This is a genomic window from Plantactinospora sp. KBS50 (genome assembly GCF_002285795.1).
In the GTDB taxonomy this organism is placed as follows: Bacteria; Actinomycetota; Actinomycetes; order Mycobacteriales; family Micromonosporaceae; genus KBS50.
In genome coordinates this window covers 6,365,964-6,391,166 of sequence record NZ_CP022961.1, presented here as the reverse complement: position 1 = coordinate 6,391,166, position 25,203 = coordinate 6,365,964, and the positions used below count along the sequence as shown (strand labels likewise).

Here is a 25,203-nt window from a genome sequence, read left to right as displayed (position 1 = left end):
ACGACACGGCACATGGTAGGTAGCCTTTTCCCGTCATGACAGCCGCGGGCTCGCGCTCGCTGTCCGGTGGAGGAACAGCAGTGGTCACCCAGGCCGGTACCGGACTCGCGCGGATCGCCGTGGTCGCACCCACCCGGCGGCTCGACCTGGCCCTCCCCGAGCACCTTCCGCTGGTCGGACTGCTGCCGGCCGTGCTCCGGCAGGCCGACGAGAACCCGACCGACGGCACCTCACACGGCGGCTGGACGCTGCGCCGCGCCGACGGATCCACCCTGGACCTCGCCCGTACCCTGGCCGCCCAGGAGATCCGGGACGGCGAGACCCTGCACCTGGTGCCGCGCCGCACCGAGTGGCCGGAACTGACGTACGACGATCTGATGGAGGCCGTCGCCGACGGCGCCCGGCGTCGCGGAACGGCCTGGACCCCGATGGCCACCCGGGTGACCGGCCTGGTCGTCGCCGGCATCCTGCTGATGGTGGGCCTGGTGGCCATCCTGCTCGCCGCGGATCCGGGCTGGCTCGGTGGCTCGGTGGCCCTGGGCGCCGCCCTGGTGCTGGTGGCCACCGGCGTCATGCTGTCCCGGGCGATGGCGGATTCCCTGGCCGGCGCGCTGTTCGCCGCCGTCGGGCTGCCGTACGCCTTCGTCGGCGGTGCCTTGGTGATCGCCGGCGGGGAGTCGCTGCGCTCGCTCGGCGCACCGCACGTGCTGCTCGGTTCGGCGCTGCTGGTCGCGGCCGGCGTGCTTGGCTTCCTGGGCGTCGGGGACGCCACCCGGGTGTTCGTGGCGGCGATCCTCGCCGGGGTGGGCGGCGTCCTCGGCGGGCTGATCGCGCTCGGCGCCCCGGACGGGGCGCAGGCGGCCTCGGTGGTGGTCAGCGCCGTCACGCTGTTGCTGCCGGCCATGCCGCTGCTTGCCGTCCGGCTCGGCAAGATACCGATGCCGGTGCTGCCGCAGTCCGCCGAGGACCTGCTGCGGGACGAGCCGCAACCCCGCCGGGAGCAGGTCTACCAGGCCACCGCGCGGGCCGACGAGGTGCTCACCGGCATGATCTTCGGCGCGTTCGCGGTGACCGTGAGCTGTCTCGTGCTGCTCGCCCTGGCCCGGACGGTGTCCGCCCTGCTGCTGGCGGGTGTCGTGTCGGTGGCCTGCCTGCTGCGTGCCCGGCTGGTGCCGACGGTGCGACACCGGCTGCCGCTGCTGGCGGCCGGACTGACCGGGGTGGCGCTGCTTCCCCTGGTCGGCACCGCGGGTGCCTCGACGCTGATCCGGGCCGTGGCGCTGCTGCCAATCATGCTGGTGGCGGCGGCGCTGGTGGCCGCGGCGGGGCTGCTCTACAGCCGGCGCGCCCCGTCGCCCCGGCTGGCCCGGCTCGGTGACGTGCTGGATGTGCTGCTCCAACTGGCCATCGTGCCCGTCGCGTGCAGCGTGCTGGGCCTGTACGCGTTCATGCGGGCGCTCAACGGCTGAGTCGCACGGCCGGCGCCGGACTCCCGGCCGCCCGCCGGACTCCCGGGCCGTGGCAACAGGATCTCGCGGTCACCAGGTGCGGTCGTCGGCGGAGGGCCATGGTCCGCCGCGGATGAGTTGGATCAGTGCGGCGTCGATGCCGGTGGCGATGTAGAACTGGTCCACCCAGTGCGACATGAAGACCCGTTCCTGCCTGTCGATGAGCAGTTCGGAGGGTCCGTCGTCGTTGGTGCCGAGGGGGAAGACCGGGTTGTCGTACTCCTCCATGAAGCCCTCGGCGCGAAACGTCACGACGCCAGCGCTGATCGGGTAGATGTAACTGGTGAAGCCGCCGCCCAGTGTGCCGCTGCGGCGGCCGAACTGGGGTAGCACCAGGCCGCCGAACTCGGTGAGCGCGGCCTGGGCGGCGGGGGTGTACTCCATTGCGGCGAGGTCGTCGGCGTACCGTTCGCGCCATTGCTCGACGGCGGCTGTGACGTCCCGGCCGGGGAACCAGCCGGCCTGTTCCAGTACGTACCGCACGTCCGGTGGGAACCGGCCGGCCGTGGCCTGTTGCCCGGTGTACCGGGTGGCGATCTCCGGCGCGGGTAGGGATGGCCAGGTCGTCACGTCGCCGGTCTCACCGTCCACGACGATGCGGGGGGCGCCGGTGGCCGCGGGTGGCCCGGTCGTCGGGTCGGGTGTCGGCTGCGCCACCCAGGCCACGTAGCCCAGGTCGAACTCGTACAGGCCGATCTCCGGGGGTGGGCCGGACCGGTCGGTGGAGGCCCAGGCCCGCGCTCGTTCCAGCGCCTCGGCACGACTGATCATCTGCTGCTCCCTGCGGATCTGCCCAGGTCGGACCGGCCGCGGTTTCCGCCGTCCGGTTCTGGTGGTTACCAGGTGCGGTCGTCGGCGGAGGGCCATGGTCCGCCGCGGATGAGTTGGATCAGTGCGGCGTCGATGCCGGTGGCGATGTAGAACTGGTCCACCCAGTGCGACATGAAGACCCGTTCCTGCCTGTCGATGAGCAGTTCGGAGGGTCCGTCGTCGTTGGTGCCGAGGGGGAAGACCGGGTTGTCGTACTCTTCCATGAAGCCCTCGGCGCCCATCGTCACGACGCCAGCGCTGATCGGATAGAAGTAGCTGGCAAAACCACCCCCAGGCTGTCCACGAAGGCCGAACTGGGGTAGCACCAGGCCGCCGAACTCGGTGAGCGCGGCCTGGGCGGCGGGGGTGTACTCCATTGCGGCGAGGTCGTCGGCGTACCGTTCGCGCCATTGCTCGACGGCGGCTGTGACGTCCCGGCCGGGGAACCAGCCGGCCTGTTCCAGTACGTACCGCACGTCCGGTGGGAACCGGCCGGCTGTGGCCTGTTGCCCGGTGTACCGGGTGGCGATCTCCGGCGCGGGTAGGGATGGCCAGGTCGTCACGTCGCCGGTCTCACCGTCCACGACGATGCGGGGGGCGCCGGTGGCCGCGGGTGGCCCGGTCGTCGGGTCGGGTGTCGGCTGCGCCACCCAGGCCACGTAGCCCAGGTCGAACTCGTACAGGCCGATTTCCGGGGGTGGGCCGGACCGGTCGGTGGAGGCCCAGGCCCGCGCCCGTTCCAGCGCCTCGGCACGACTGATCATCTGCTGCTCCCTGCGGATCTGCCCAGGTCGGACCGGCCGCGGTTTCCGCCGTCCGGTTCTGGTGGTTACCAGGTGCGGTCGTCGGCGGAGGGCCATGGTCCGCCGCGGATGAGTTGGATCAGTGCGGCGTCGATGCCGGTGGCGATGTAGAACTGGTCCACCCAGTGCGACATGAAGACCCGTTCCTGCCTGTCGATGAGCAGTTCGGAGGGTCCGTCGTCGTTGGTGCCGAGGGGGAAGACCGGGTTGTCGTACTCCTCCATGAAGCCCTCGGCGCCCATCGTCACGACGCCAGCGCTGATCGGATAGAAGTAGCTGGCAAAACCACCCCTAGGCTGTCCACGAAGGCCGAACTGGGGTAGCACCAGGCCGCCGAACTCGGTGAGCGCGGCCTGGGCGGCGGGGGTGTACTCCATTGCGGCGAGGTCGTCGGCGTACCGTTCGCGCCATTGCTCGACGGCGGCTGTGACGTCCCGGCCGGGGAACCAGCCGGCCTGTTCCAGTACGTACCGCACGTCCGGTGGGAACCGGCCGGCCGTGGCCTGTTGCCCGGTGTACCGGGTGGCGATCTCCGGCGCGGGTAGGGATGGCCAGGTCGTCACGTCGCCGGTCTCACCGTCCACGACGATGCGGGGGGCGCCGGTGGCCGCGGGTGGCCCGGTCGTCGGGTCGGGTGTCGGCTGCGCCACCCAGGCCACGTAGCCCAGGTCGAACTCGTACAGGCCGATCTCCGGGGGTGGGCCGGACCGGTCGGTGGAGGCCCAGGCCCGCGCCCGTTCCAGCGCCTCGGCACGACTGATCATCTGCTGCTCCCTGCGGATCTGCCCAGGTCGGACCGGCCGCGGCCGGTCCGACCACGGCAACCGGATCTCGCGGTGCGCCGCCGGTCACGGCTGCCGACCCGGAGCACGCCCGCCGCGCCTATCGTATGTGCGGCGGCCCGGCGCAGGTAGCCGCGCCCGCCGGCAACCAGGGGAGGAAGCCATGGCGTCGCGGCGGGACCAGGTCCAGTCGTACCAGTTCTTCGTCCAGCGGATGACCTCGGCGCTGGTGGCGCGCGACCCCGACCCGGCCAACGCGCCGTTTCGCCGGCTCGGTGGTGCGGGCCTGGGCGGGATCATGGTGGCGGTCATCTTCCTGGCGGCCGTCGGCGTCTACGGCCTGATCCGGCCCGGCGGTGCGACCCGGTGGAAGGAAGGCGGTTCGGTCATCCTGGAGAAGGAGACCGGAACCCGCTACCTCTACCGGGACGGCGAACTGCATCCCGTGCTGAACTACGCCTCCGCGCTGCTCGCCCTGGAGGCGCCGGCGGCCACGGTCAGCGTGTCCCGCAACTCGCTGGTGGGCGTTCCCCGCGGCAGCCGGCTGGGCATCCCGTACGCGCCGGACTCGTTGCCCGACCCCGGTCGGATGTTGAGTGGACCGTGGACGCTGTGTTCCCAGCCGGCCCGCAACGAGGCGAACGAACTGGTCGCCACCACCGTGCTGACGGTCGGGCGACCGCCCACCGGTGGGCGGTCGCCCGACGCCGCCGCGCTGCTGGTCAAGGACGAGAAGAACAACCGGCTCTACCTCGTCTGGCACGACCACCGTTACCTGATCAACGACGCGACGACGGTGCTGGAGGCCCTGACCCTCGCCAGCGAACATCCTCATCCGGTGGGTGCGGCCTGGTTGAACGCGCTGCCGGCCGGCGAACCGATCGGCACCATCGCGGTGTCCGGGCGAGGTACCCCGTCCAGCGCGCTGCGCGACGCGCTCACCGGCCAGGTCTTCGTGGTGCAGAGCCAGGACGGCAGCCGGCAGTACTACCTCGCACAGCGCAGCAACCTGTTGCCGATCACGCCGTTGCAGGCCGACGTGGTGCTTGCGGACCCGGCCACCCGGGCGGCCTACCCCGGCGTCCGGACGCTCAAGGCGACCCAGTTGAACGCCGACACCGCCGCGGCGGCGCCGAAGGCGGCACAGTCCGACAAGGGCGCGGCCCGGGCACCGGAGCAGCGACCGCAGATCGCGCCGCTGACCGGGGACCGGCCGGCGGTGTGCGCCCGGTACGAGCCCGGCCAGAACGAGCCGACCGTACTGCTGGACGCCCAGGTGCGGCCGGTGAAGGAGCCGGTCCGTACGCCCGAACAGAGCGCGACCGGCATCCCGCTGGCCGACCGGGTCGTCGTCGAGCCCGGGTACGGGGTGCTGGTCTCATCGAAGCCGTCGCCCGGGGCGCCCACCGGCACCCTCAACCTGGTCACCGACCTCGGCTACCGGTACCCGCTGAGCGACGCCGCCGTCGCCGGGGTGCTCGGCTACGGCGACGTGGAACCGGTGCAGCTGCCGGCGAGCCTGGTGGTGCGGTTGCCCAGCGGACCTGCGCTGGATCCGACGGCCGCCAAGCGGGCGCTCGACCCGGAGTGACGTTCCAGGCGCCGTCGCGTACAGATTGTGACAGCCAATCCCCTGTGAACGGTCGTATCGGCCTAGCGCCCGCTGGACGACTACGGCTACCGTTCATCGAAAAGACGGCACACGTGTGCCGCGGCAGATTCGCCCCCGGATACGGGTGTGGGGCAATGAGCGAGGACGGGGGTGACTTCCGCCGTGTCGAAGATGCAGACCGATTCCGGCTTGATGGTCAAGACCGGGCAGGACGTCGACGGCGTCGCTGATCGGCTGACCAGCAACCTGAACAAGCTGATGAACGAGCTGACGCCGCTCTACGACCAGTGGAAGGGCGCCGGCGCGGGCTCCTTCCAGCAGGTCCGGCAGCGGTTCGACGAGGACATGGCCAAGCTCAACGTGGCGCTCCGGTCGATCGCCGAGGCGGTCGGCTCGGCCGGTAAGGACTACGACGTCAGCGATCAGGAGATCGAGGCCGACATGAGCCACGCGGGCGCGACGGCCGGCCAGATCACCCAGGCACTGAAGCTCTGAGGCGGGGTAGCCCAAGATGGAAATCAAGTACAACTTCCCGCTGCTGAACCACGCGGCGGATCAGTGCTCGGCCGCCGCCAAGAACCTCACCGGTGAGCTGGACGACCTGAAGCGCGGCCTCCAGCCGATGCTGGCCAGTTGGGACGGTGACGCCCAGGCGGCCTACCACATGCGCCAGTCCGAGTGGGAGACGGCCGCCAACGACCTGCGTGATCTGCTCGGCAAGATCGAGCGGTCGCTGCGCGACTCGGCCATGAAGATGCAGCAGCGCGAGCACGCCAACAAGGCGAAGTTCGGCGGCTGAGCCGCCTTGCGGCGCTACGCCGATGGCCCGGCCGACCGGCCGGGCCATCGGCGTTTCTGCCGCCGGAGCGTCAATGCGGCCGGTTGCCGACCGGCACCTGGAAGAACTTCTCCTCCGGCTCGTCCGTCTCGGTCGCGGCCGCCGGTGGTGGATCCGCCGGCCGGACCGGTCGCCAGCCTCGCCGGCGGCCGCGGGGCAGCACCAGTCCCACCGCGACCACCGAGCCGACCGCGACCGCGGTGCCGAGCAGCGCCCACAGCGCCACCCGACGGATCGCGGCCCATCGTGCCGCGCGGGCCGCCGCCCCCGCGTCCTGCCGCAGTTCGGGTAGCGGCGGCAGCGCCACCGGCGCTCCACCGGTGAGCCGCTCGGTGACCGCACGGTAGATGTCGAGCACGCCGCTGCCGTAGCCGAGGCTGGCATCGCCCCGGGCCGGGTCCGTGGTGGCCACGATCCGCTCGGCCACCTCGTCGGCGGAGAGTTCCGGCTCGGCCGACCTGATCAGGGCGGCGGCGGCGCTGACCATCGGGGTGGCGAAACTGGTGCCGGTGAACAGGTTGTGCCCGAACAGCCTGGTCGCGGCCACGACCGAGCCACCCGGCGCGACCAGATCGACGTACGGGCCGATCTGGGATTCGCCGACCCGCGCGCCGCTCTCCTCGATCGCACCCACCCCGATCACCCCGTCGTACGCCGCGGGATAGGGCGTCGGATCCGGCCGTCCGTCGTCGTGGTGCTGGTTGCCGGCCGCGGCCACCAGGACCACGTCGTGCGCGCGGGCGTACTTCACCGCCGCCTCCAGGTCGGGGCCGGACGTGGAGAGCGTGAGGGAAAGGTTGATCACCTGTGCGCCGTCGTCCACGGCGCGCCGGATCGCGCTGGCGAACGTGCTCGGTGACACGTACTCGCCGGTGCCGTTGTTGGCCTGGTCGACCTCGCGCTCGCTGACCCGGACGGGCAGGATCCGCACACCGGGAGCGAGGCCCTGGAAGCCGATCCCCTCCTGCCGCTGGGCGGCGATGATGCTGGCCACGGCGGTGCCGTGGGACACGCAGTCGACATCGCCACCCGTCGCGTCATGCAGCATGTCGTACCCGGTCAGCACCCGGCCGGCGAGTTGGGGATGCCGGGCGTCGGTGCCCGAGTCGATGACCGCGACGGTGACGCCCGCGCCGGTGCTGAACGGCCAGACCCGTTCCGGCGCCAGCCAGGTCTGCTGCCACGGCGTCTTGTCGATGATGTCACTCGGCTTGGGGTCCTCGTCGCAGCCGTCGGCACCGGGCGCCAGGGCCCGGGTGGGTGCCGGCGCCCGCGCGGGCACCACATCGGCGAGTTGGAGGGCCGACGCGGGGCGGAGCGCGGTGACCGGGAGGCTCGGCGCGCCACCCGGGCCGAGCCCGACCGGGGAGGCCGCCGCCACGGACACCGCCGCCACGGACACCGCCGCCGCGGCCAGCACCGTTCGAACAGTACGGTGGCTCCTGATCATCCGTGCCGACCTTCCGTTCGATCCGGGTGCATCCTAGCGACCGAGCCGCTCGGCGGCCGTGGCTCGGTCGCCGGGGGGTCCCCTGGCTGGCGGCCATTCAGTATCGTCGAGCTGACACGTCGCTCGCCGCTGGCGGGTGTCCGGGGGCGTGGCGGGAGGACAGGATGGACATATCGGGGCTGCGCGCCCGCGCCGACGAGCTGATGTCCCAATGGGAGCACATGCGTTCCGGCGTCGGCGAACTACAGCAGAGGCTCAAGGCCGTTTCCGCGCAGGCCAGCTCCGACGACGGTCTCGTCACGGCGACGGTCGGCCCCCGGGGGCAGGTCATCAAGGTGGAGTTCGACCCGCGCATCTACCGCCGGCCCAACTCCAGGGAACTGTCCGAGACGGTGACCGAGACCATCCGCCGGGCCGCCGCCAAGGCGATGGCCGAGGTCGAGGAGCTGTGCCGCCCGTTCGTGCCCGATGCGCAGTTCCAGGCGTACATGGACCATGACCTGGAAGGCATCTTCCGCCAGCTCGACACCGAGCTGCCCAAGCCCGAGGAGGACCGATGAGCGAGGAAGAGGAGACCTTCGTCCACCCGGTGGCGGCCCGGAACGCCGCATCGAACCTCAACACCGCGGGGCAGCAGCTCGCGGGGCGGTGGGCGCAGCTGGTGGGGAGGATCGACGAGCTGAACGGTGCGAAGCCGTGGGGCACCGATCAGCCCGGCACCGAGTTCAACAAGAACTACCTCGACGACAAGGCGCCCGCCAAGAACGTGCTGACCGACGGCAAGGAACTCGTCGACCGGTTCCAGGGGCTCGGCGTCGACGTAGCCTCCGCCGTCGACGGCACGGTGGACACCGACGACCTGATCTCCAAGTGGTTCCCCGAACAGGGCAAGTAGCTCCAGGCTCTGACTGACTGAGCTGGACCGGGCGAAGGGGCGAAGGGGTTGTCGGTACCCAATCCCAAGAGCACGCTCGGCGAGTACGGCTGGGTCTGGGACGCGATCTGCTGGGTCGGCGCCGGTGAGGCGTGGCCGAGTGGCGACGAAGACAAGATGCGCGAGCTGGCCGAGGTGTGGAGCCAGCTGAGCGACGAGATCAGCAACGTCCTCGGCGATGCCGACGGCGCGGCCATGGTCATCCTGGAAAACTGGGGTGGCGGCGCGGGTCCGGCCTTCGGCGAGCTGTGGACCCAACTGGGGGTCGGCCCGAACACCGGGTTGCCGTTGCTTCAGGAGGCGGCCAGCCAGTTCAGCGCGGGCTGCGAGAACGCGGCCATGGAGATCGAGTACGCCAAGCTCACGGTGTTGATCTCCGTCATCATCACGGTGATCGCGGTCTTCGTGGCGCTGCTCATGGCCTGGCTGGGCGGCGTCTCGGCGGGCGCCATCCCCGGCATCCTGCAGGGCGGCCGGCAGGCCGTCATGATGGCGTTCCGGCGCCTGCTGGCTCAGCTCGGCCGGAAGTTCTTCACCAAGGAAGGGCTCAAACTGCTCTTCCGGACCACCGTCCGGGAGGTCGGCCAGCAGGTCAGTCGGCAGAGCGCCCGGCAGCTCGCCAAGCACATCGGCAGGGAGCTGATCGAGGAGGTCGGCGAGGAGCTGATCATCGACGCCGGCGCTCAGGCGTACCAGATGGCCAAGGGCACGCGGACCGAGTGGGACGTCAAGCGGACCCTGACCTCCGGCGCCGGTGGGGCGTTCGGCGTCGGCGTGGGGCTCGGCCTGAACAAGCTCGGGGGCAGGTTGGCGCCGCGGGTCCTGACCCGGTTCGACGTTCCGGTGGTGCACTTCCCCGGCAAGCACGCGTTGCAGTCCGGTCTCCAGAACGCGGTGATCTCACCCACCGCCAGCGTGCTGGCCAACCTGGCGGTCAATCAACAGTTCCAGATGCCGACCGCCAGCGACCTGCTCGGCGGATTCACCAGCGGTGCCGGCCGGACCGGCGCCGAAGCCGGCGGCCACCTGGCCGGTCACGGCCTGGCCAACCTGGCCAACAACATCGCCGGGCTGAACGGTGGGACCGGCGGCGCGGGCGGCGGGACCGGCGCGGGTGCGGGTACGGGCATCGGTACGGGTACCGGTGCGGGGCTCGGCGCCGGAACGGGCCTCGGCGGTGCCACCGGTACCGGTTCGGCCTCGACCGGCTCGACGTCGAACTCGGGGTCGACCACTTCCGGGTCGACCACTTCCGGGTCGACCACTTCCGGGTCGACCAGTTCGGGGTCGAACGTCGGCGGGTCGAGCCAGGGCACGGGCGGCACGACCCAGAGCGGCACGACCCAGAGCGGCACGACCCAGAGCGGCACGACCCAGAGCGGCACGACGCAGAACGGCACAACCGGTGGCGCCCCGCCGCCCAACGGATCCGTGGCCTACCAGGCTCCGAGTGCGGGCACGGCGGAACCGGTGCACGCCGGCACCGACGCTTCCGCCTCGACGAGCACGGCGCCTTCACACGCGGCGCCTTCACCCGCAGCACCCGTGCCGGTAGCCGCCGCCCCCATCTCGTCGGCCGATACCGGCGGTACGACTCCGCCGGCGGACCCGGCCCACGCCAGCGGGTCGGATTCGACCGGGCCGCCCCTCGTCGCGTCTCAGGCCGGCGGCCCCGGCTCGGGGCCGGTGGCTGCCCCCGGCACGCCGACCGGACCGCAGGCGCAGGTGAACCCGGCGCCGGCGGGCGCCACGCCGGGCGGTCCGACCGGCGTGAACCCCGCGGCCGGGACCGCCGTGAACCCCGTGGCCGGTAGCACCGTGAACCCGGCCGGGACCACTGTGAACCCGGCGGCCAGCGGCCCGGTGGTGGCCAATCCGACCACCGGGAGCCCGACCTCGACCGCTCCGGGTAGCAACGCCACGACCGGTGGACCGGGAAACCCGGCGGCCGGGCCGAACACCGGCGCGACCCAGCAGTCCAACACCGGCACGTCGACCGCCGGCACGTCGACGACCGGCGCCCAGGGCGGCGGCGCCGTTCGTCCCAACGTCACCACGACGGCGTCCAACTCGGCCGGCTCGGTGACGGTGAACCCGGCCAACCCCACGGGCAACCAGCCGACGGGTACGCCCGGGCCGAGCCAGCAGTCGACCTCGGCAGCGAGCAACCCGCAGGGCTCCGCGCGGGCGGACGGCCGTACCGCCGTCCCCGCGGGTGGTCACCCGGCCGGCACCGTCCCGGCGGACCCGGGCCAGCGGCCGGATGGTCAGCACGCCGCCGCGCCGAGGGCCGACTCCGCGCCGGATCAGCGTCCCAACCATGACGCGACCACCGTCGTACCGCTGGTGTCGGCCGGCGGCCATCCCGGTGCCGACACCACCGGTCATCCCGCGACGGACCCGGCCGGGCAGCAGCGGACGGATCCGGTCGGCCATCCGGCGTCGGACCCGCACGCCAGCCCGGTGTCCGACTCGGCCGCGAACCCGGCCCCCGCCTCGACCGGCGCCGTCGATCCGGGCAGCCTCGAGCGTTCCACCGGTCCGACCGCGAACGGGACACACAGCTGGCGCCTCGATCCGACGCTGGTCGATGGCGATCCGACCGGCCCCGAGGCCGAGCGGGCGCTCATCGACGCGTCCCGGACGCTCGCCGACGCGGTGCAGGCCGCGGCCGGTCAGGGCGACATCTCGAGGGCGAAGTATCCCGGCATGGCCGGCGCGCTGCTCACCCCGGACGGGCAGATCACGACGCACACCAGCATGACCGCGGACAAGTCCACCAACCCGGTCACCAATCCCGCGCCGCACCCGGTGGCACAGCAGATCCTCGACCGGATCAAGCAGCAGGTGGAGCAGCCGGGCGCCGGACACGGCAAGTGCGCCGAGGTGGCGCTGGTCTCCGACGCGCTCTACCGGCTGCAGCGGCAGTGGGAGGCCGCCGGCCGGCCCGGCGGCGACTTCGAGGCGTACGCCCGGTCCGCGCTCGCCGGCGCGAAGATCGTGACCCACCAGGTGAACCCGGCGGTAGACGGCGATGTCCGGTACGAGCACGGCAACTACCGGCCACCCTGCAGGTCCTGCGAGGTGTTCCTCTCCGACCTCGGCATCGAACCGGTGGCGGATCCGCAGCGGCCACCCGGCTGGCAGCCACCGCCGGTGGAGTCCGCGGCGTTGGCCAACGGTCAGCCCCTGGTCGACAGCCGTCCGTACGGCGACCCGCAGGGCCTGATCCCTCCCGACCCGAGCGACCAGCAGGCGCTGTCCGACGCCGTGCCGCAGGGCCCGGACGGTCGTCCGGCGGTGCACCCGGACCCGCGGACGGGCACCTGGTCGCAGCAGGTCAACGACGGCGGCCCGGCCAATCCGGGCCGGAACAACAACTGCGCCGACGTCGGTCTCTCGTTCCTCTCCACGTGGTACGGCGATCCGCAGGTTGCCGCCTCGGCCGCGAACCCCGGTTCGATGGAGGCGGGCAGCACCGCCCGGCAGCAGCAGTGGCTGGGTACGGACTTTGCCCATCAGGGCAGCGGTGTGACCGGGCTCGACGCCGTCGCCGAACGGCTCCGCCAGGCCGGTCCGGGATCGGCCGCGCTGGTCATCACGAGTTGGACCGCGGACGTCGGCGGTGGCGCGCACACCTGGAACGCGGTGAACGTCAACGGCACCGTGGTCTGGGTGGACGCGCAGATCCGGGCGGTGTCCGACACCGGCCCGATCCACACGAACGGCGTCGACGGCGTCTGGTCGATCACCCTGGACGCGAACGGTGACCCGTTCACGGCCGGTGTCGCGCCGCCCGGTACGGCCACGGCCGGCGCCGATCCGGGTCCGGGCGTCGCCGGTACGCGTCCGGACAACGCGTCCGGGCCGTCCCGGGATCCCTCGCCTTCGCCGGACGCATCCTCGTCACCCGACGGCGGGCCCACCGACCCGAACGCGGACACCGATCCGACCACCGACAACGATGGTGACGGGGACCCCGACACCGATCAGGATCGGGACCCGGACGCTGAGCAGGAGCAGGAGCAGGAGCAGGATCACGGCCCGGATCCGGCCGCTGATGTCGAGGCGACCGATGACTCGGGGACGCCGAACTTCGACGAGTTGAGCGCGGACGAGCAGCAGTTGTTGCTCGACGTGTTGGCCGGGGCGCGGCCGGATGCCGACGCGATTCTGGGTGATCTGGAGGGCGTCAGCGGCGAGATCAACCAGCGGTTGGGTCTCACCGGTGACGACGCGCTGACCCCGTTGGGCGCGGAACACCGGGTCAAGACGGCCGAGTCGTTGGCCCGCAAGTACCTCGCCGAGTTCGAGTTCCAGGACGTCAGCCTCGATTCCGCCCTCGGGGACGTCAACGACATCGTTCGGTTTTCACTGCGAGGGCCGGAGTCGGCCGCGTACGGGCCAGCGGTGGACGCGGTGCTGCGTGGGCTGGAGGAGAAGGGCTACCAACTCACCGATGTCAAGAACTTCTGGCAACCTGGTAACCGATTTTTCGGGCTGAATTGCACTCTGGGGTCGCCGGGAGGAAGGACGTTCGAGCTGCAGTTTCCAACCGCTACAAGCTGGGCGGTCGGTAAGCAGACCCACGATGCCTACGAGATTGTGCGCGATGTCGATGCCTCAGCCGCCGATCGAATGCACGCCCTCCTGGACATTCTATCGATCAACAAAGCGAGCGGGATCGCCAGCCGAATGCCTGGCGGACTCGACGCGCCTGGTGGGCCCATTCCGGGAGCCATGGACACGAGCGTCGCGACGTGGATCGGAAGTGCGAGCAACGCTGATCTCCGGCAAGAATACGTAGGTTGGTTGGCTCGGCAGGGTCGAACCTTTGCGGACGACCTGGCTGGGCGAGGATTGACGCCATCAGACCTGCCGGGTCTGGACCCGAACCTGCTAGGGAGCCCGGATGGAGACGCTCACGTTCAGCTATTACCTGCTGATGAAGCGAAAGGACCCGGAGGGTCCACCGGTCAACGTGATGGCAGTGGCCCGAGGGGACGGTCCAATGCAGGCGGTGTGCTGGGGCTATCGGAACAACAGGTGGGAATTCCGTCCGGAGGTCGCCGTGGCCCAGCTGTACGAGGACTGGAATCCGAAGGGCCATCGGTTGGTCGACCGCGCGACGGCGGAGCGGACGGCAGCGGGCTTCACGGACGTGCCGTTGCCGACGGAGGAGGAGCTGACGGAGATCTGCCGCACCGCGCCCAGACGGCGGAACCGGCGGACCTGAGCGATGGAGAGGCTGACCTTCGACTACTACCTGATGATGAAACGGACCGAGCCGGACGGGCCTCCGGTGAACGTTCTGGCCGTGGCGGACAGTCTCGGTCCGACTCAGGCGGTGTGCCGGGGCTACCGGCACAAGACCTGGGAGTTCCGCCCGGAAGTGGCAGCGACGTGGCTGGACCCGGACCGGGACGACCTTATCCTCATACCAGCGGACCGGGCGACGGCGGAGCGGGCGACGGCGGGGTTCACGCCGGTGCCGTTGCCGAGCGAGGAGGAGCTGACCCGGATCTGTCGGGTGGCCGGCCCGAACGGGCGCCCGGGAATGTCGAGGTAGGGGACTCCGGGCCGCATCCGGAGTCGCCGCAGGACGGTGGACCGTCGGATCAGAGCGGCCGACCGCCGTTGCCGGGTACCCGGGTCGAGGGTCCGGGCGAACTGGCGCCCATCGAGAGCCCGCAGTTCCAGGCGGACCTTGCATCGAGCCTGCTGGATCCGGGCGGCGACGGGTTTGTGGTCGGGGCGAATCCGGCGACGCATCCGTACGGGCAGATTGTGAATGATGGTGGTCCGCTGGTTCGGGGGCGGAGTAACAACTGTCTGGATTGTTCGTTGTCGGCGTTGTCGAGTTTTGCGGGCGTGCCGCAGGTTTCGGCGCCGCGGTGGGCGGATGTCAATCCTGATGGGTTGGTTGATTCGCAGTCGGGTGAGCGGGGTGGGATCGCTCGGGCGTCGCAGTGGCTGGGCGGACAGTGGAACCCGCTGCCGACGATGCCCGGCACGCCCGCGGAGCGGGCAGCCTGGGTGTCATGGCAGTACGACATGTTGCAGCACCAGGTGGCGCAGGAAGGTCCGGGCGCGTCGGCGTTGGTGGTGGCGGACTGGGTGGCCTTCGATCCACACACCGGTCAGCCGATGGTGGATCTCGACGGGAATGTGCAGTCGGCCGGTGCGCACGCGTTCGTGATCGTGAATCCGGCGGATGGTTCGGGGCCGGTGTGGTGGGATCCGCAGAGCGGTATGACGTGGTCCCAGCCGCCGGCACAGTACGTGGCGGCGACGCACACGCTGTACTCGATGCCGCTCGCACCGGTCAGCCCGACGGGTGGGCCTCCGACGTCCAACACGGTCGCCGGTACCGATCAGCAGGGCGGAGGTCGGCCGACCCACGAGGCACGGCCGTTCGCCGACGGAGAAGGAACTGACCCGGATCTGCCAGGAGGGCAGCAGCCGGTAGCGGACCCCCACCCGGAACCGCAAGGTGCCGCCGCTCTGAGCGACCTGGCCGGCACCCGCGTCATCGGCCCGGGTGAACTGGCGCCGGTGGAGAGCCCGGAGTACCGGACGTACGTCGCCTCCACGCTGGTGCGTCCGGACGGCAACGGGTACGTGCTGGGCGCCAATCCGGCGACTCATCCGTACGGGCAGATTGTGAATGATGGTGGTCCGCTGGTTCGGGGGCGGAGTAACAACTGTCTGGATTGTTCGTTGTCGGCGTTGTCGAGTTTTGCGGGCGAGCCGCAGGTGTCGGCGCCGCGGTGGGCGGATGTCGGTCCTGATGGGTCGGTTGATTCGCAGTCGGGTGAGCGGGGTGGGATCGCTCGGGCGTCGCAGTGGCTGGGCGGACAGTGGGACGCCCAGCCCGCCGACCTGCCGGGTACGCCGGCCGAGCGCGCTCCCCGGGTGGCCCAGCAGTACGCCGACCTGCACCGGCGGATCGCCGAGGCGGGTCCGGGCGCGTCGGCGTTGGTGGTGGCGGACTGGGTGGCCTTCGATCCGCTCACCGGTCAGCCGGTGGTGGATGTCGACGGGAACGTGCGGTCCGCCGGCGCTCACGCGTTCGTGATCGTGAACCCGGCGGATGGTTCGGGGCCGGTGTGGTGGGATCCGCAGAGCGGCATGACGTGGTCCCAACCGCCGGTGGACTACCTGGCGGCGACGCACACGCTGTGGTCGATGCCCGCACCCATGGTCAACCTCGGTGTGGCGGTCGACACTGCCGGGAACGCACCCGATAGCGTCACCCCGCCGGGGCGTACGACCGATCCATCAGCGGAAGGTGGCCATGACGGAGGACGAGGCACGCGAGCTGATGAGTCGGCTCCTCGGGACGCAGAATCAGATAGCGCTTCACCCGTTCGAGTTCGGCTGGGCGGCGCAGGAGATCCTCTCGCCGGAACAGCGGGCGCAGGGGATGCACGTGGGTCAGGGCGTGTTCATCATCGACCAGGACGGGGTGGTGACGGCGCATCGCAGCCTGCCACCTCGACTGATCATCGAGGAGTACAAGGCAGCGAGGCAGACGGGGCAGACGTCCGGTCGCCAGGTCTGGCCGACGACGGAGCAACCGGCGACGTAGCCGCCGGTTCGGACGGCGTGGACCCCGGTCCATCCGACGGCCCGGGAAGCGTCTCCGGCCGGCCGGGCGGCGGTGAGCCGGGCGATGGCCCGCCGGGTGACGGTGGTGGGCTGGACGACGATGGCGGCCCGGACCTGTGGCGGGCCGCCACCGGGGCGACGTTCGGCGGCGCGCTGTTGGACGCGGATCCGGCGCGGACCGGCGTGGCGATCCGGCGAGCTCTCACCGATGGGCCGCTGCCGATGGGCGCCGCCGTCGACGCCGCCGCCGGCACCGTCACGCTGGACACGGCCACCGGTCCGTTCCGGGTCACCATCGTGCCGGTGATCGTGCCGGCCGACCTGCCGGTGGCGCCGGTGGCGTCCATCGACATGTCCGGACCGGAAGCGGTGGTGCGGGTCTCGGCGAGCGCTGAGCCGGACCACATCCGGTGTGCCGTCGCCGCAGCGCTCGCCGAGGTCGACACCGTCGCCCAGGATCGGGCGGTGGGCCTGCGGCTGGACGCCACCACGGCGCTCGCCGAGGGCGCCCGGCCGGAGGGCTCGGGCGAGCGCGTGCTCACCCCGCCGACCTGGGCCGCCTCGCCGAGTTGCGGGTCGCGTTGGCGGACGCCCGGGCCGCCGAGGGCGATCCGGCGTGGGCGGCGCAGACCCGGGCGGAGGCGCTCGGCCTGCTGATCTCCTCGGGCCTGCTGGAGCGGCAGCCGGCACATCCCGTGCACGGTCTGGACGGCAACGTCCCGGTGGTCGGACCGGACGCCGCCCGGACCCGGCTCGCGCTCATCCAGACCGAGTTGGGTGCCGCGTACGCGCAGGTGGCCGAGTTGGTCGCGGCGGCGGACACGGGCGCGGACCTCGACCTCACCGAACGGTTGCGGCAGACCCAGCAGGCGGTACGCACGGCGGCCCGCACCTGGGCGGAGGAGGCGATCGCGCTGCGCGACGCGGCCGACGCCGCCCTGACCGCGCGGGTGGACGGGGCGCTCGCCACGGACCCCGGGCACGTTTTCGACCGGCTGGTGCTCGGCGGGGGCTGGGCGGCCACCGCCGACTTCGTCACGCTGGGCGCGCCCGGGGACAGCGGGCACGGGCTGCCGCCGGTGCTGTGCGTCTCGGAGGGCACCGATCCCTGGCATGACCGGCAGGACCTGCTGATGGGCCAGGTGCCGTCCGAACTGGAACTGCCCGGCCTGCCGTTCCAGCCGGCGGACCTTGCCGAGGAGGGCAGCCGGTTCCTCCCGTCGAGCACGTTCGCCGCCGCCGTCGGCGCGGCCCGCGCGCTGCACGGGATGCCGACGTATCGGGGTCCGGTCACGGACGTCGAGCCGCGACCGGCGGAGGCCACCGGCTGGCCGGCCGGCGCCAACTACCGGGTCACGGTCGGCGGCCGTCAGGTCTACGCGGCCAGCGTCGACGTGGTCAGCGGTCCCGGCCCGGCCCGGGTACCGAACAGCGCCGCCGACGGCACCGGACGGCTGGCCGACGGCGCGGGCCGGCTGACCGATCCTCTGGTGGTGGATGCGGATTCCGGCTACTCGGTGGACCCCGGCACCGGCCGGGTGTACGCCCCGAACGGCGGTGCGGTCGACCCGGCGGCATTGCCCGCCGACCTGCGCGACCGGCTCGGCTACGCCCCGGACGGCAGTTGGACCGACCCGCGGCCGGCGACCCCGCCGATAAATTTCGGCGGGCACAACCTCGCCGACGCCTACCGGCCGGGCGACCGGGTCCTGGTGTTCGGCGCGGGTGCCTCGGGTGCATGGGACGTGGAGCAGGCGGCGGTCTCGGAAGCTGCCACCGTGGACTGGTCGGCCCGGCCGGAGGCGCTGAGCCCGGCCGAGACCACCGGGGACCCCGCGGTGGACGTCGAACGGCAACTGCGCAGGAGCTTCGAGCGGGGCTACAACCGCCGGAACACGGTGCCGGGCCTCGGCGCCTATTCGGCGGAGGTCCGCGCTCGGGTCGAGATGTCGCTGCGGGAGATCGTGACCCTGCGGCACACCGTGGACGGCGGCTTCCAGGTCGAGTTCACCGACGGCAGCCGGCACACGTACGACCGGGTGGTCGTGTCGATCGGGCAGGACGCGGCGGCGGACGGCGGCGCGGCGCGCCTGCTGTCCCGGGTCGACCTCGCGCCGCTCACCGGCCCCTCGCTCGACGGCGGCCCGTCGCGGGACGGCGATCCGCCGCCGCTGGACGTGCTCGGCCTGAGCGACGCCTCCGGGCGGCTCCGGGTGCTCGGGGCGGCCAGCGTCAGCCCCGCGCTGGTGCGCCGGTTGGCGGACTTCGCCGTCCTGGGGGACGCGCTCAGTGCCCAGGCAGCCATGTTGCCGGACGACTCCCGCGGCATCGAGGCCAGCATCCGTTTCCACGCGCAGCGGATCGCCGAGGCCAACCGGGGAGTGGGACCGGGCACGCCGGGGAGCGGGCCGGTGCCGGGTGACGGCCCCGGATCAGACCCGTTCCCACGGGACGCCGCGACTCCTGGCCCACTCGGAGCTGAGCCAGGGCAGCGGACCGTAACGGGCGTCCAGGTCGTCGGCCAGCGGGGGGCGCTCGACCCACAGCGGCCCGCCGGTGATGTCCTGTCCGGAGCCGTAGGGCGTGATCGGAACCCGGTTGTCGTCCAGCCCGACGTACCGGAGAGCGGGCAGGTTGCGGGTCGCGGCGAGCGTTTCGGCGCCGGCCGCGCCGATCTCGCAGGAGTTCAGCCGCAGCCAGCGCAACCGGCGCAGGTGGCGGCCGTCGGCCAGGACGCGGACGCCGGCGTCGCCGATCGGGTTGCCGCTGAGGTCGAGCGCGGTGAGCCGGTCCAGCAGCGGCGAGGCGACGATCCGGGGCAGCAGGTCGCCGATGTCGGTGAGTTTGAGGTGGCGGACGGGGGCGCGCTGCCAGACCAGATCACCATGGTCCAGGAGACCGGTTCCGCTCATCGTGACGGACTCGACGAAACCGTTGCGTACGACGAAGGAGTCGACCAGCCCGTCAACCGGCCGGGACGCGAGCCGACGGTTGCCGGCCAGCCGGCGCCGGAGGGTCCGGTCGTTGATGTCGGACCCGCTGATGGCGGCGCGGATCAGCTCGGCGTGGTCGGGGTCGGTGGCCTGGATGGCGTCGGCGTAGCGCAGCCGCAGGTCGAGGTCCTCGGGGTTGGCCAGGATCGCGGCGAACAGGTCGTCGGCGGTCATCCCGGCAGCGTAGCCACCGACGGCCCGGTGCTGGCGCCGCTGTCCCGCGCGGACGTTGCCGAGCTGGTCACCGCGGCGCACCAGGCGCGTACGGCCGACCGGTGGTCCCGGGCCGCGGCACGCCGGGAACTGACCGAGGTGATCGACCGGCTCGGCCTGCGGGACGGCATGCTCGGTGCCGACCAGCGGCTGGCCAGCCTGCCGGCGGCCGCCCGGTCCGCACTGGCCGAGGTGGACGTCGCCCGGACCGGTACGGTCGCCACCGACCACCGGTCGGCGCGAGGCGACCGGCGGAACGTGGCCGGACCGGCCGACCCGGACCGGACGCGCCCCGGCGGCACCGACGACTCGGGCACCGCACGTCCCGCCGGCCTGCCGCGGCTGCGCGCGTACCTGGTGACGCACGCGGCCGCGACGGCCGTCACCGGCGGTGCGGCGGCGGGGGTGGCGCTACAGGTCTCGCAGAATCCGCTGGCCGCCATGGTGGTCGGCGCCGGTGCCGCGGCCACCGCCCTGGTCAGCGGCCCGGCGAAGTGGGCGGCCAAGCGGATCGGGCTGAGCGCGGAGGACCAGCGCGCCCGGTACGACGCCCGGCAGGCGGCCCGGGACACCGCGGATGCGGACGCGGCGGCCAGCGAAGCCCTGGCCGACCGGGGTGACGGGCCGGCCGCCGTCGCCAACGAGTTGACCCAGGCGGTCAGCGGCCTCGACGCCCGGGTGTCGGCCGTGCAGCAGCGGCTGCTCGGGGAGCAGCGGCGGGCACAGCAGATGGGTACGCCGCGCCGGTTCGGCCGGGTCGGGCCGGCACCGGACGGTTCCGCCGCACACTCCGCCGGGTCGACCTCGCCGGACCCGTCCACCCCGACCCGGGGTGGACCGGACGGCGGCTCCGACGGTGGCGACCCGGCTGCGCGGGGCACCGGGCTCAGCCCGCACGATCACGGCCGGCTGGCGGAGTTGCGCAGCCTCGCGGCCCAGCATGACGCCGCGGGCCGGTGGGCCGGACTCCGATCCCGGCGGGAGATCCTGGCGCTGCTGGACGGCCTCGGCCTGACCGACGGACCCGGTGCCGACCGGCGCCGCGAGCTGCTGCCGGCCGACGCGCGGGAACTCGTCGAGCGGTTCGGCCACCGCCCGGGCGTGGCACTGCGGGAGCGGCTGCGCGGCGCCGACGGCGCACCGGACGGCGCCGGCGGCGGGCAGCGCGCGGACGGGCAGCGCGCGGACGCGGCCGGCCAGCGGCCGGCCAGGGTGCCGCCGTGGTGGACGTCCGCCGTGGAGAACCTGCCCGGGTTCACCTCGGCGGCGGTGATGGCCGTCGCCGCCGGATCGGTGGCGCACAACTTCCCGCTCGGCGTTGTGGCAGTGGTCGGTTCGGCGGCCGGTGCCGTGGTCTCGATGGTCAACGATCCGATCGTGGCCCGCCGGGAGGCGGCGGCGAAGGAGTCCCGGGAGAGCTGGGATGCCGACCATCCGGTCGCCCCGGCCGATGCGCCGATGCGCGAGACGGCCGCCGCGATCGAGGGTCCGCTGGACGCCGTGACCCGGCGGGCCGGGCGGGCCGCCGAACGGGTGACGGCGCTGGACCGGCAGGTCGCCGAGTTGGAACGCCGGCTGGCCGGGACCCGCCAGCGCACCGGGATGCGGGACGGGCTGCGCCGGTTGCTGTTCGGCGACGCGCGCCGGACGGTGGACCAGCCGCCGGCGCAGCGGGTCGCATCGGATCGGCTGGCATCCGACCGGCCGGCATCCGACCGGCTGGCGGTTCCGGCCGCCCGCCGGGAGGCCGACGGGCCGGACCGGCCCAGCAACCGGCCGACGCTGCGGACGCTCGTGCTGGAGCAGACGGCGGGACCGGTGGTGCAGGCCGGTACGACCGTGGGGGTGGCCGCGGCGGCGCACGCGCTCTCGGCGGCGGTTGCCGGCCCGGTGAATCTGATCACCGGCGGCATCGTCGCCCCGATCCGCGAGGGCCTGCTCAAGATCCGCGAGGGGTCGGCGAAGGACGCCCGGACGGCATGGGACTCGGCCCACCCGGTCACGGCCGAGGAGGCCCGGGTGGCGGCGCTCACCGATCCGGCCGTGGCCACGCTGGCCGACTCGGCCCGGGCCGTCGAGAGCGCCGGGCGCCGCCTCGGCGAGATCGCCGGCCGGGTGGACGCGCTGGCCGGGACCCTGCCGGGCACCGCGAACGGCAACCCGACAGCCCACCGCGACCCGTCCCACGCCGATCCGTCCGCCGATCCGTCCGCCGATCCGTCCCAGGCCGATCCGTCCCAGGTCGACCCGTCCCACCGCGATCCGGCGTCGCACCCGGATCCGGAAATCGGGGCGGAGCCCACGACCGGGCGCCCTGTTCCGCTCGGCCGGGCCGACGTGGCCGAGCTGTTGACCGCCGCCCGTCAGGTCCGCGGCGCCGACCCCTGGTCGGCCCGGCCCGCGGTGCGGGAACTGCACGCCATCATCGACCGGCTCGGCCTGCGCGCCGGCACGCCGGGTACGGCCGAGCGGATCGCCGGGCTGCCGGTCGAGGCCCGCGAGGTGATCGCGCAGTTCGGCGGCGACCCGGCCGGCCGCGCGGCGCGGCTCGACCGCGTCGTCGCCGAGCGCCGGGCGGCGGAGGACCGGCGGCCCACCGGCCTGCCCCGGTTGCGGGTCTACCTGCTCTCCAGCCTCGGCACCACGATGGCGGCGGCCGCCGCGGGCACCGCCGTCGCGGTCGCGATCGGAAGCCCGCTGGCCGCCGTCATCCCGATCGCCGCGGCCGTCGCCGCCCCGGTGCTCGGCGCCGTGAAGTGGCAGGGCAAGCGGCTGGGCCTGGCCACCGACGACCGCCGGGCACGGTTCGACGCGCGGACGGAGGCCCGTACCGCCGCCGAGCGGGCGGACCGGATGGTCGAGCGGGTGGGCGTACCCCTGTCCGACCTGGACCGGGCCACGGGCCGGCTGGAGTCGGACCTTGCCGGGGCGCAGCGGCGGGTCGACGACCTTGCCGATCGGCTTGCCCGCGGTCGCCGCCGGGCCGGGCTGCTGTCCCGGTTCCGCTCCTGGGCGGACGGGCACCGGACCGACCCGCCGGGTGACGCCGCGCCGGATCCGGCGGCCGGTACCCCGGACGCCGGCGGCACCGGTGACAGCGGCCGGCCGGACGCCGGCAGGATCACCGCGGCACGCGTACCGGATTCGGCCTTCCACGGCCTCGGCCGGCCGGCGGCCGACCCGGCCGCCGTGCTGGCGACCGCCCGGTACGCGATGGCCCAGATCGGCCCGGCGGCCGGCGCCGGGGTGGTCGAGCTGAGCCCGGGGCACTACGAGATCCGCTCGGCCGGCACCCCGCCGCTGCGGGTGTGGCTCAGCGCGGCGCCGCTCGCCGACGCGACGGTGGCGCAGACCGTCCGGAACGCCGACGGCACGTTCACGGTCACCGTCTCCGACCGGGCGGTCGACGAGGTGGTGACGCGGGCACTGGCGCACGAGGTCGCCGAGCTGTCCACGCTGCACGCCGCGGGGGCGGCGCTGGTCGGGCCGCTCGACCCGGGCAACGTGGCCGGACCCATCGACCCGGCCGGGTTGACCGCCCACGACCACGGCCGGATGGCCGAGATCCGGGTGCTCTCGGGCGAGTACCGCGACGCCGACCGGGCCGGCCGGCTGCGGATCCGGGCCGAGATCGCCGCCCTGGTGGACCATCTCGGGCTGCGGCTGGACAACCCGGACGCGGCGGCCCGGTGGCGGCTGCTGCCCGCCGACATCCCGGCGCGACTGAGCCGGCTCACCGTGTCGCGGCTGACCCCGGCGGACGTGTCCGAGGCGCTGCGCGGCGTGCCGGACCCGACCGAAACCCACCGGGTGCGCGGCTTCGACCACTGGCGCCGGGCCACCGTGGACGGTCGGCCGCTGCCGGCGGACCAGCTCGCGAACCGGCTGCACGAACTGGCGCTGCGGGCCGAGCACAGCCAGCAGAGCATGCCGCGGCTGCCCGCGTACGCGGGTCGGATCGTCGGCCTGCCGGCGCCGGCGCTCGCGGAGATCGCGAAGACCGATTCGCGGCTGGCGGCCCGGGTGGCGGCCGAGGGCGTGTACGTGGACCTGACCGGCCGGTTCGACCTGCGGCCGTACGCGGTCGAGGGCGGCCCGGAGATCCGCCTCGGCCCGGTGCCGGACGAGGCCGACCTGTCCACCGAGCGCGGCCGGCGCGGGCTGCTCGACGCGGACCGGAAGCACGCCGAGGCCAGGCTGCCGACTTGGTACGACGCCGACCCGGCCCGGCCGCCGGCGCCGGCCGGCCACAGCCTCCACTACGTCGGCGACGCCCGGGTGATGATGCTGGTTCCGGACGCGCTGACCGCGGCGCTCGACGGCCTCGTGCCGAAGCCGGTACCGCGCCCGATGGCGCCCGGCGGCCCGACCGAGGCGACCGCCGCCCGGGTCAGCGCCGTCGCCGACCGGTTGGCGGTGCCGGCGGTGCAGGGCCGGCGACCGGAGTACGGCCGGGCGGAGTTCCAGGGCACCGGCGCGCCCGCGCCGATCTTCGCCGGGCCGCCCCGGCGGGAGCAGGTGCAGCAGGGCCGGCTCGGCGACTGCGGCATGCTGGCGGGCATCGGCGCGGTGGCCGGGCACCTGCCGGCGGCGTACGCGCGGATGTTCCGGCCCAACCCGGACGGCTCCGTGGACGTCCACCTGTACGAGAGCACGCTGCCCGGGGTCGCGACGGCGCCGACCGGCCGGCGGCTGCGGATCACCGTGCACCCCGATGTGCCGGTGCACGGCGGTGGCCGGATGTCGGCGTACGCGGACCAGTCGGTGCAGGTCCACACCGGCTGGGCGGCGCTGCTGGAGAAGGCCGTGGCCGCGGTGGACCGGACCTGGACCGACGCCCGGTGGCAGCAGTGGCGCCGGCAGTGGGCGGCGCTGGATCCGCACCACGACCGGAGTGAACCGGATCCGGCGGGCTACGCCCGGCTCAACGCCGGCAGCGTGCCCGCGCTCTGGGCCGAACTGCTCACCCAGCTCACCGGGGAACCGGCCCGGACCGACCGCTTCGACCGCGTCCCGGGACGGGAGGGCGACACCGAGGCCCGGCTGCACCGGCTGCTGGCCGCCGGCAACCCTGTCATCGCGAGCACCATGAGCCAGCACCGGTATCCGCCGTATCTTCGGGCAGGGCTGCCGTTCGGTCTTGAGCCGGGACACGCGTACGAGGTGGTCGCCGTCGAGGACGGGCACATCCGGCTGCGCAACCCGTGGAACCGCCAGCACCCGGCGCCGATGCCGGTCCGGGCGTTCCTGGACCTGATGGCGCAGGGGTACGCCCATCTCGACCGGCGACCCGCGCCGCCGTCACCCCCGGCCCGCGGGGCAACCCGGTGTCGCCGGTGCGGCCGGACCGGCCCCGGGTGCCGGACACCCACGGGTTCGGTCGGGTCCGGGTCAGGCAGGAGCACGACCACGTGATCTACCAGGCGTTGCTCGACGCCGAGGGTAGGGTGGTCGGGCTGGCCGTGCTGGAGCTGTCCGCGAGCGGTCAGCGGTCCGCACAGTGGACGGCGGCCGGACGGACGGCCGACGGCGGTGTGCTGCCGGTGGGCCGGGCCGAGGCGGAGCGGATCGCCCGTGAGGTGCTCGGGTTCGAGCTGCCGCCCGAGCCGGCGCTGCGCGCAATGCTGGCCGGGTGAGTGGCGTGCCGGG

The 25,203-nt window shown here is 73.3% G+C and carries 13 protein-coding genes; 9 read left to right on the top strand and 4 right to left on the bottom strand.

The window, feature by feature from the left end; genetic code table 11:
* Positions 1 to 80 precede the first annotated feature (80 nt).
* On the top strand, positions 81 to 1,469 hold the full coding sequence (gene eccD, locus CIK06_RS27715) for a type VII secretion integral membrane protein EccD (protein ID WP_095567255.1): 1,389 nt from the start codon (positions 81 to 83) through the stop codon (positions 1,467 to 1,469).
* A 69-nt stretch (positions 1,470 to 1,538) separates the two neighbouring features.
* Here the strand turns inward: eccD and CIK06_RS27710 are convergent, their stop codons facing one another.
* From CIK06_RS27710 to CIK06_RS27700, 3 genes are all read right to left on the bottom strand, one after another.
* A complete protein-coding gene (locus CIK06_RS27710; RefSeq protein WP_095567254.1) occupies positions 1,539 to 2,279 on the bottom strand; it encodes an SUKH-3 domain-containing protein in 741 nt (246 codons plus the stop codon).
* A gap of 65 nt (positions 2,280 to 2,344) precedes the next feature.
* Positions 2,345 to 3,082 carry an SUKH-3 domain-containing protein gene (locus CIK06_RS27705; protein ID WP_095567253.1) on the bottom strand — a complete coding sequence of 246 codons (738 nt, stop codon included), beginning with the start codon at positions 3,080 to 3,082 and terminating at the stop codon, positions 2,345 to 2,347.
* Positions 3,083 to 3,147: 65 nt separating this feature from the next.
* A complete protein-coding gene (locus CIK06_RS27700) occupies positions 3,148 to 3,885 on the bottom strand; it encodes an SUKH-3 domain-containing protein (protein WP_095567252.1) in 738 nt (245 codons plus the stop codon).
* Positions 3,886 to 4,066: 181 nt separating this feature from the next.
* Between CIK06_RS27700 and eccB the strand changes: the two genes are divergently transcribed.
* The 3 genes from eccB (at position 4,067) to CIK06_RS27685 (ending at position 6,314) form a co-directional block, all read left to right on the top strand.
* Positions 4,067 to 5,494, top strand: a complete 1,428-nt coding sequence (gene eccB / locus CIK06_RS27695; RefSeq protein WP_095567251.1) for a type VII secretion protein EccB — start codon at positions 4,067 to 4,069, stop codon at positions 5,492 to 5,494.
* A 192-nt stretch (positions 5,495 to 5,686) separates the two neighbouring features.
* Positions 5,687 to 6,010, top strand: a complete 324-nt coding sequence (locus CIK06_RS27690; RefSeq protein WP_095567250.1) for a WXG100 family type VII secretion target — start codon at positions 5,687 to 5,689, stop codon at positions 6,008 to 6,010.
* 16 nt (positions 6,011 to 6,026) lie between these two features.
* Entirely contained in the window at positions 6,027 to 6,314 is a 288-nt protein-coding gene (locus CIK06_RS27685) for a WXG100 family type VII secretion target (protein WP_095567249.1), read from the top strand.
* Between the two features lie 70 nt (positions 6,315 to 6,384).
* Here the strand turns inward: CIK06_RS27685 and mycP are convergent, their stop codons facing one another.
* Positions 6,385 to 7,464, bottom strand: a complete 1,080-nt coding sequence (mycP, locus tag CIK06_RS27680; RefSeq protein ID WP_369916262.1) for a type VII secretion-associated serine protease mycosin — start codon at positions 7,462 to 7,464, stop codon at positions 6,385 to 6,387.
* Between the two features lie 503 nt (positions 7,465 to 7,967).
* Here mycP and CIK06_RS27675 point away from each other — a divergent pair.
* Genes CIK06_RS27675 through CIK06_RS31765 form a run of 5 tightly spaced genes read left to right on the top strand, consistent with a single transcriptional unit; the run spans position 7,968 to position 25,190 of the window.
* On the top strand, positions 7,968 to 8,363 hold the full coding sequence (locus CIK06_RS27675; RefSeq protein ID WP_095567247.1) for a YbaB/EbfC family nucleoid-associated protein: 396 nt from the start codon (positions 7,968 to 7,970) through the stop codon (positions 8,361 to 8,363).
* Positions 8,360 to 8,698 carry a hypothetical protein gene (locus tag CIK06_RS27670; protein WP_095567246.1) on the top strand — a complete coding sequence of 113 codons (339 nt, stop codon included), beginning with the start codon at positions 8,360 to 8,362 and terminating at the stop codon, positions 8,696 to 8,698. The genes CIK06_RS27675 and CIK06_RS27670 overlap by 4 nt, the downstream gene beginning before the upstream one ends.
* A gap of 48 nt (positions 8,699 to 8,746) precedes the next feature.
* Positions 8,747 to 17,005 carry a toxin glutamine deamidase domain-containing protein gene (locus CIK06_RS29705; RefSeq protein WP_157756977.1) on the top strand — a complete coding sequence of 2,753 codons (8,259 nt, stop codon included), beginning with the start codon at positions 8,747 to 8,749 and terminating at the stop codon, positions 17,003 to 17,005.
* A complete protein-coding gene (locus CIK06_RS27615; protein ID WP_232533899.1) occupies positions 16,918 to 24,969 on the top strand; it encodes a hypothetical protein in 8,052 nt (2,683 codons plus the stop codon). The genes CIK06_RS29705 and CIK06_RS27615 overlap by 88 nt, the downstream gene beginning before the upstream one ends.
* Entirely contained in the window at positions 24,966 to 25,190 is a 225-nt protein-coding gene (locus CIK06_RS31765) for a hypothetical protein (RefSeq protein ID WP_232533898.1), read from the top strand. Before CIK06_RS27615 ends, CIK06_RS31765 begins: the two co-directional genes overlap by 4 nt.
* Positions 25,191 to 25,203: the final 13 nt, after the last annotated feature.

What these genes read in the sequence shown, in the direction of transcription:
- CIK06_RS27710 (WP_095567254.1), bottom strand. Translation starts at nt 2,279, where the DNA reads ATGATCAGTCGTGCCGAGGCGCTGGAACGAGCGCGGGCCTGGGCCTCC.
- CIK06_RS27705 (WP_095567253.1), bottom strand. Translation starts at nt 3,082, where the DNA reads ATGATCAGTCGTGCCGAGGCGCTGGAACGGGCGCGGGCCTGGGCCTCC.
- CIK06_RS27700 (WP_095567252.1), bottom strand. Translation starts at nt 3,885, where the DNA reads ATGATCAGTCGTGCCGAGGCGCTGGAACGGGCGCGGGCCTGGGCCTCC.
- eccB (WP_095567251.1), top strand. Translation starts at nt 4,067, where the DNA reads ATGGCGTCGCGGCGGGACCAGGTCCAGTCGTACCAGTTCTTCGTCCAG.
- CIK06_RS27690 (WP_095567250.1), top strand. Translation starts at nt 5,687, where the DNA reads ATGCAGACCGATTCCGGCTTGATGGTCAAGACCGGGCAGGACGTCGAC.
- CIK06_RS27685 (WP_095567249.1), top strand. Translation starts at nt 6,027, where the DNA reads ATGGAAATCAAGTACAACTTCCCGCTGCTGAACCACGCGGCGGATCAG.
- CIK06_RS27675 (WP_095567247.1), top strand. Translation starts at nt 7,968, where the DNA reads ATGGACATATCGGGGCTGCGCGCCCGCGCCGACGAGCTGATGTCCCAA.
- CIK06_RS27670 (WP_095567246.1), top strand. Translation starts at nt 8,360, where the DNA reads ATGAGCGAGGAAGAGGAGACCTTCGTCCACCCGGTGGCGGCCCGGAAC.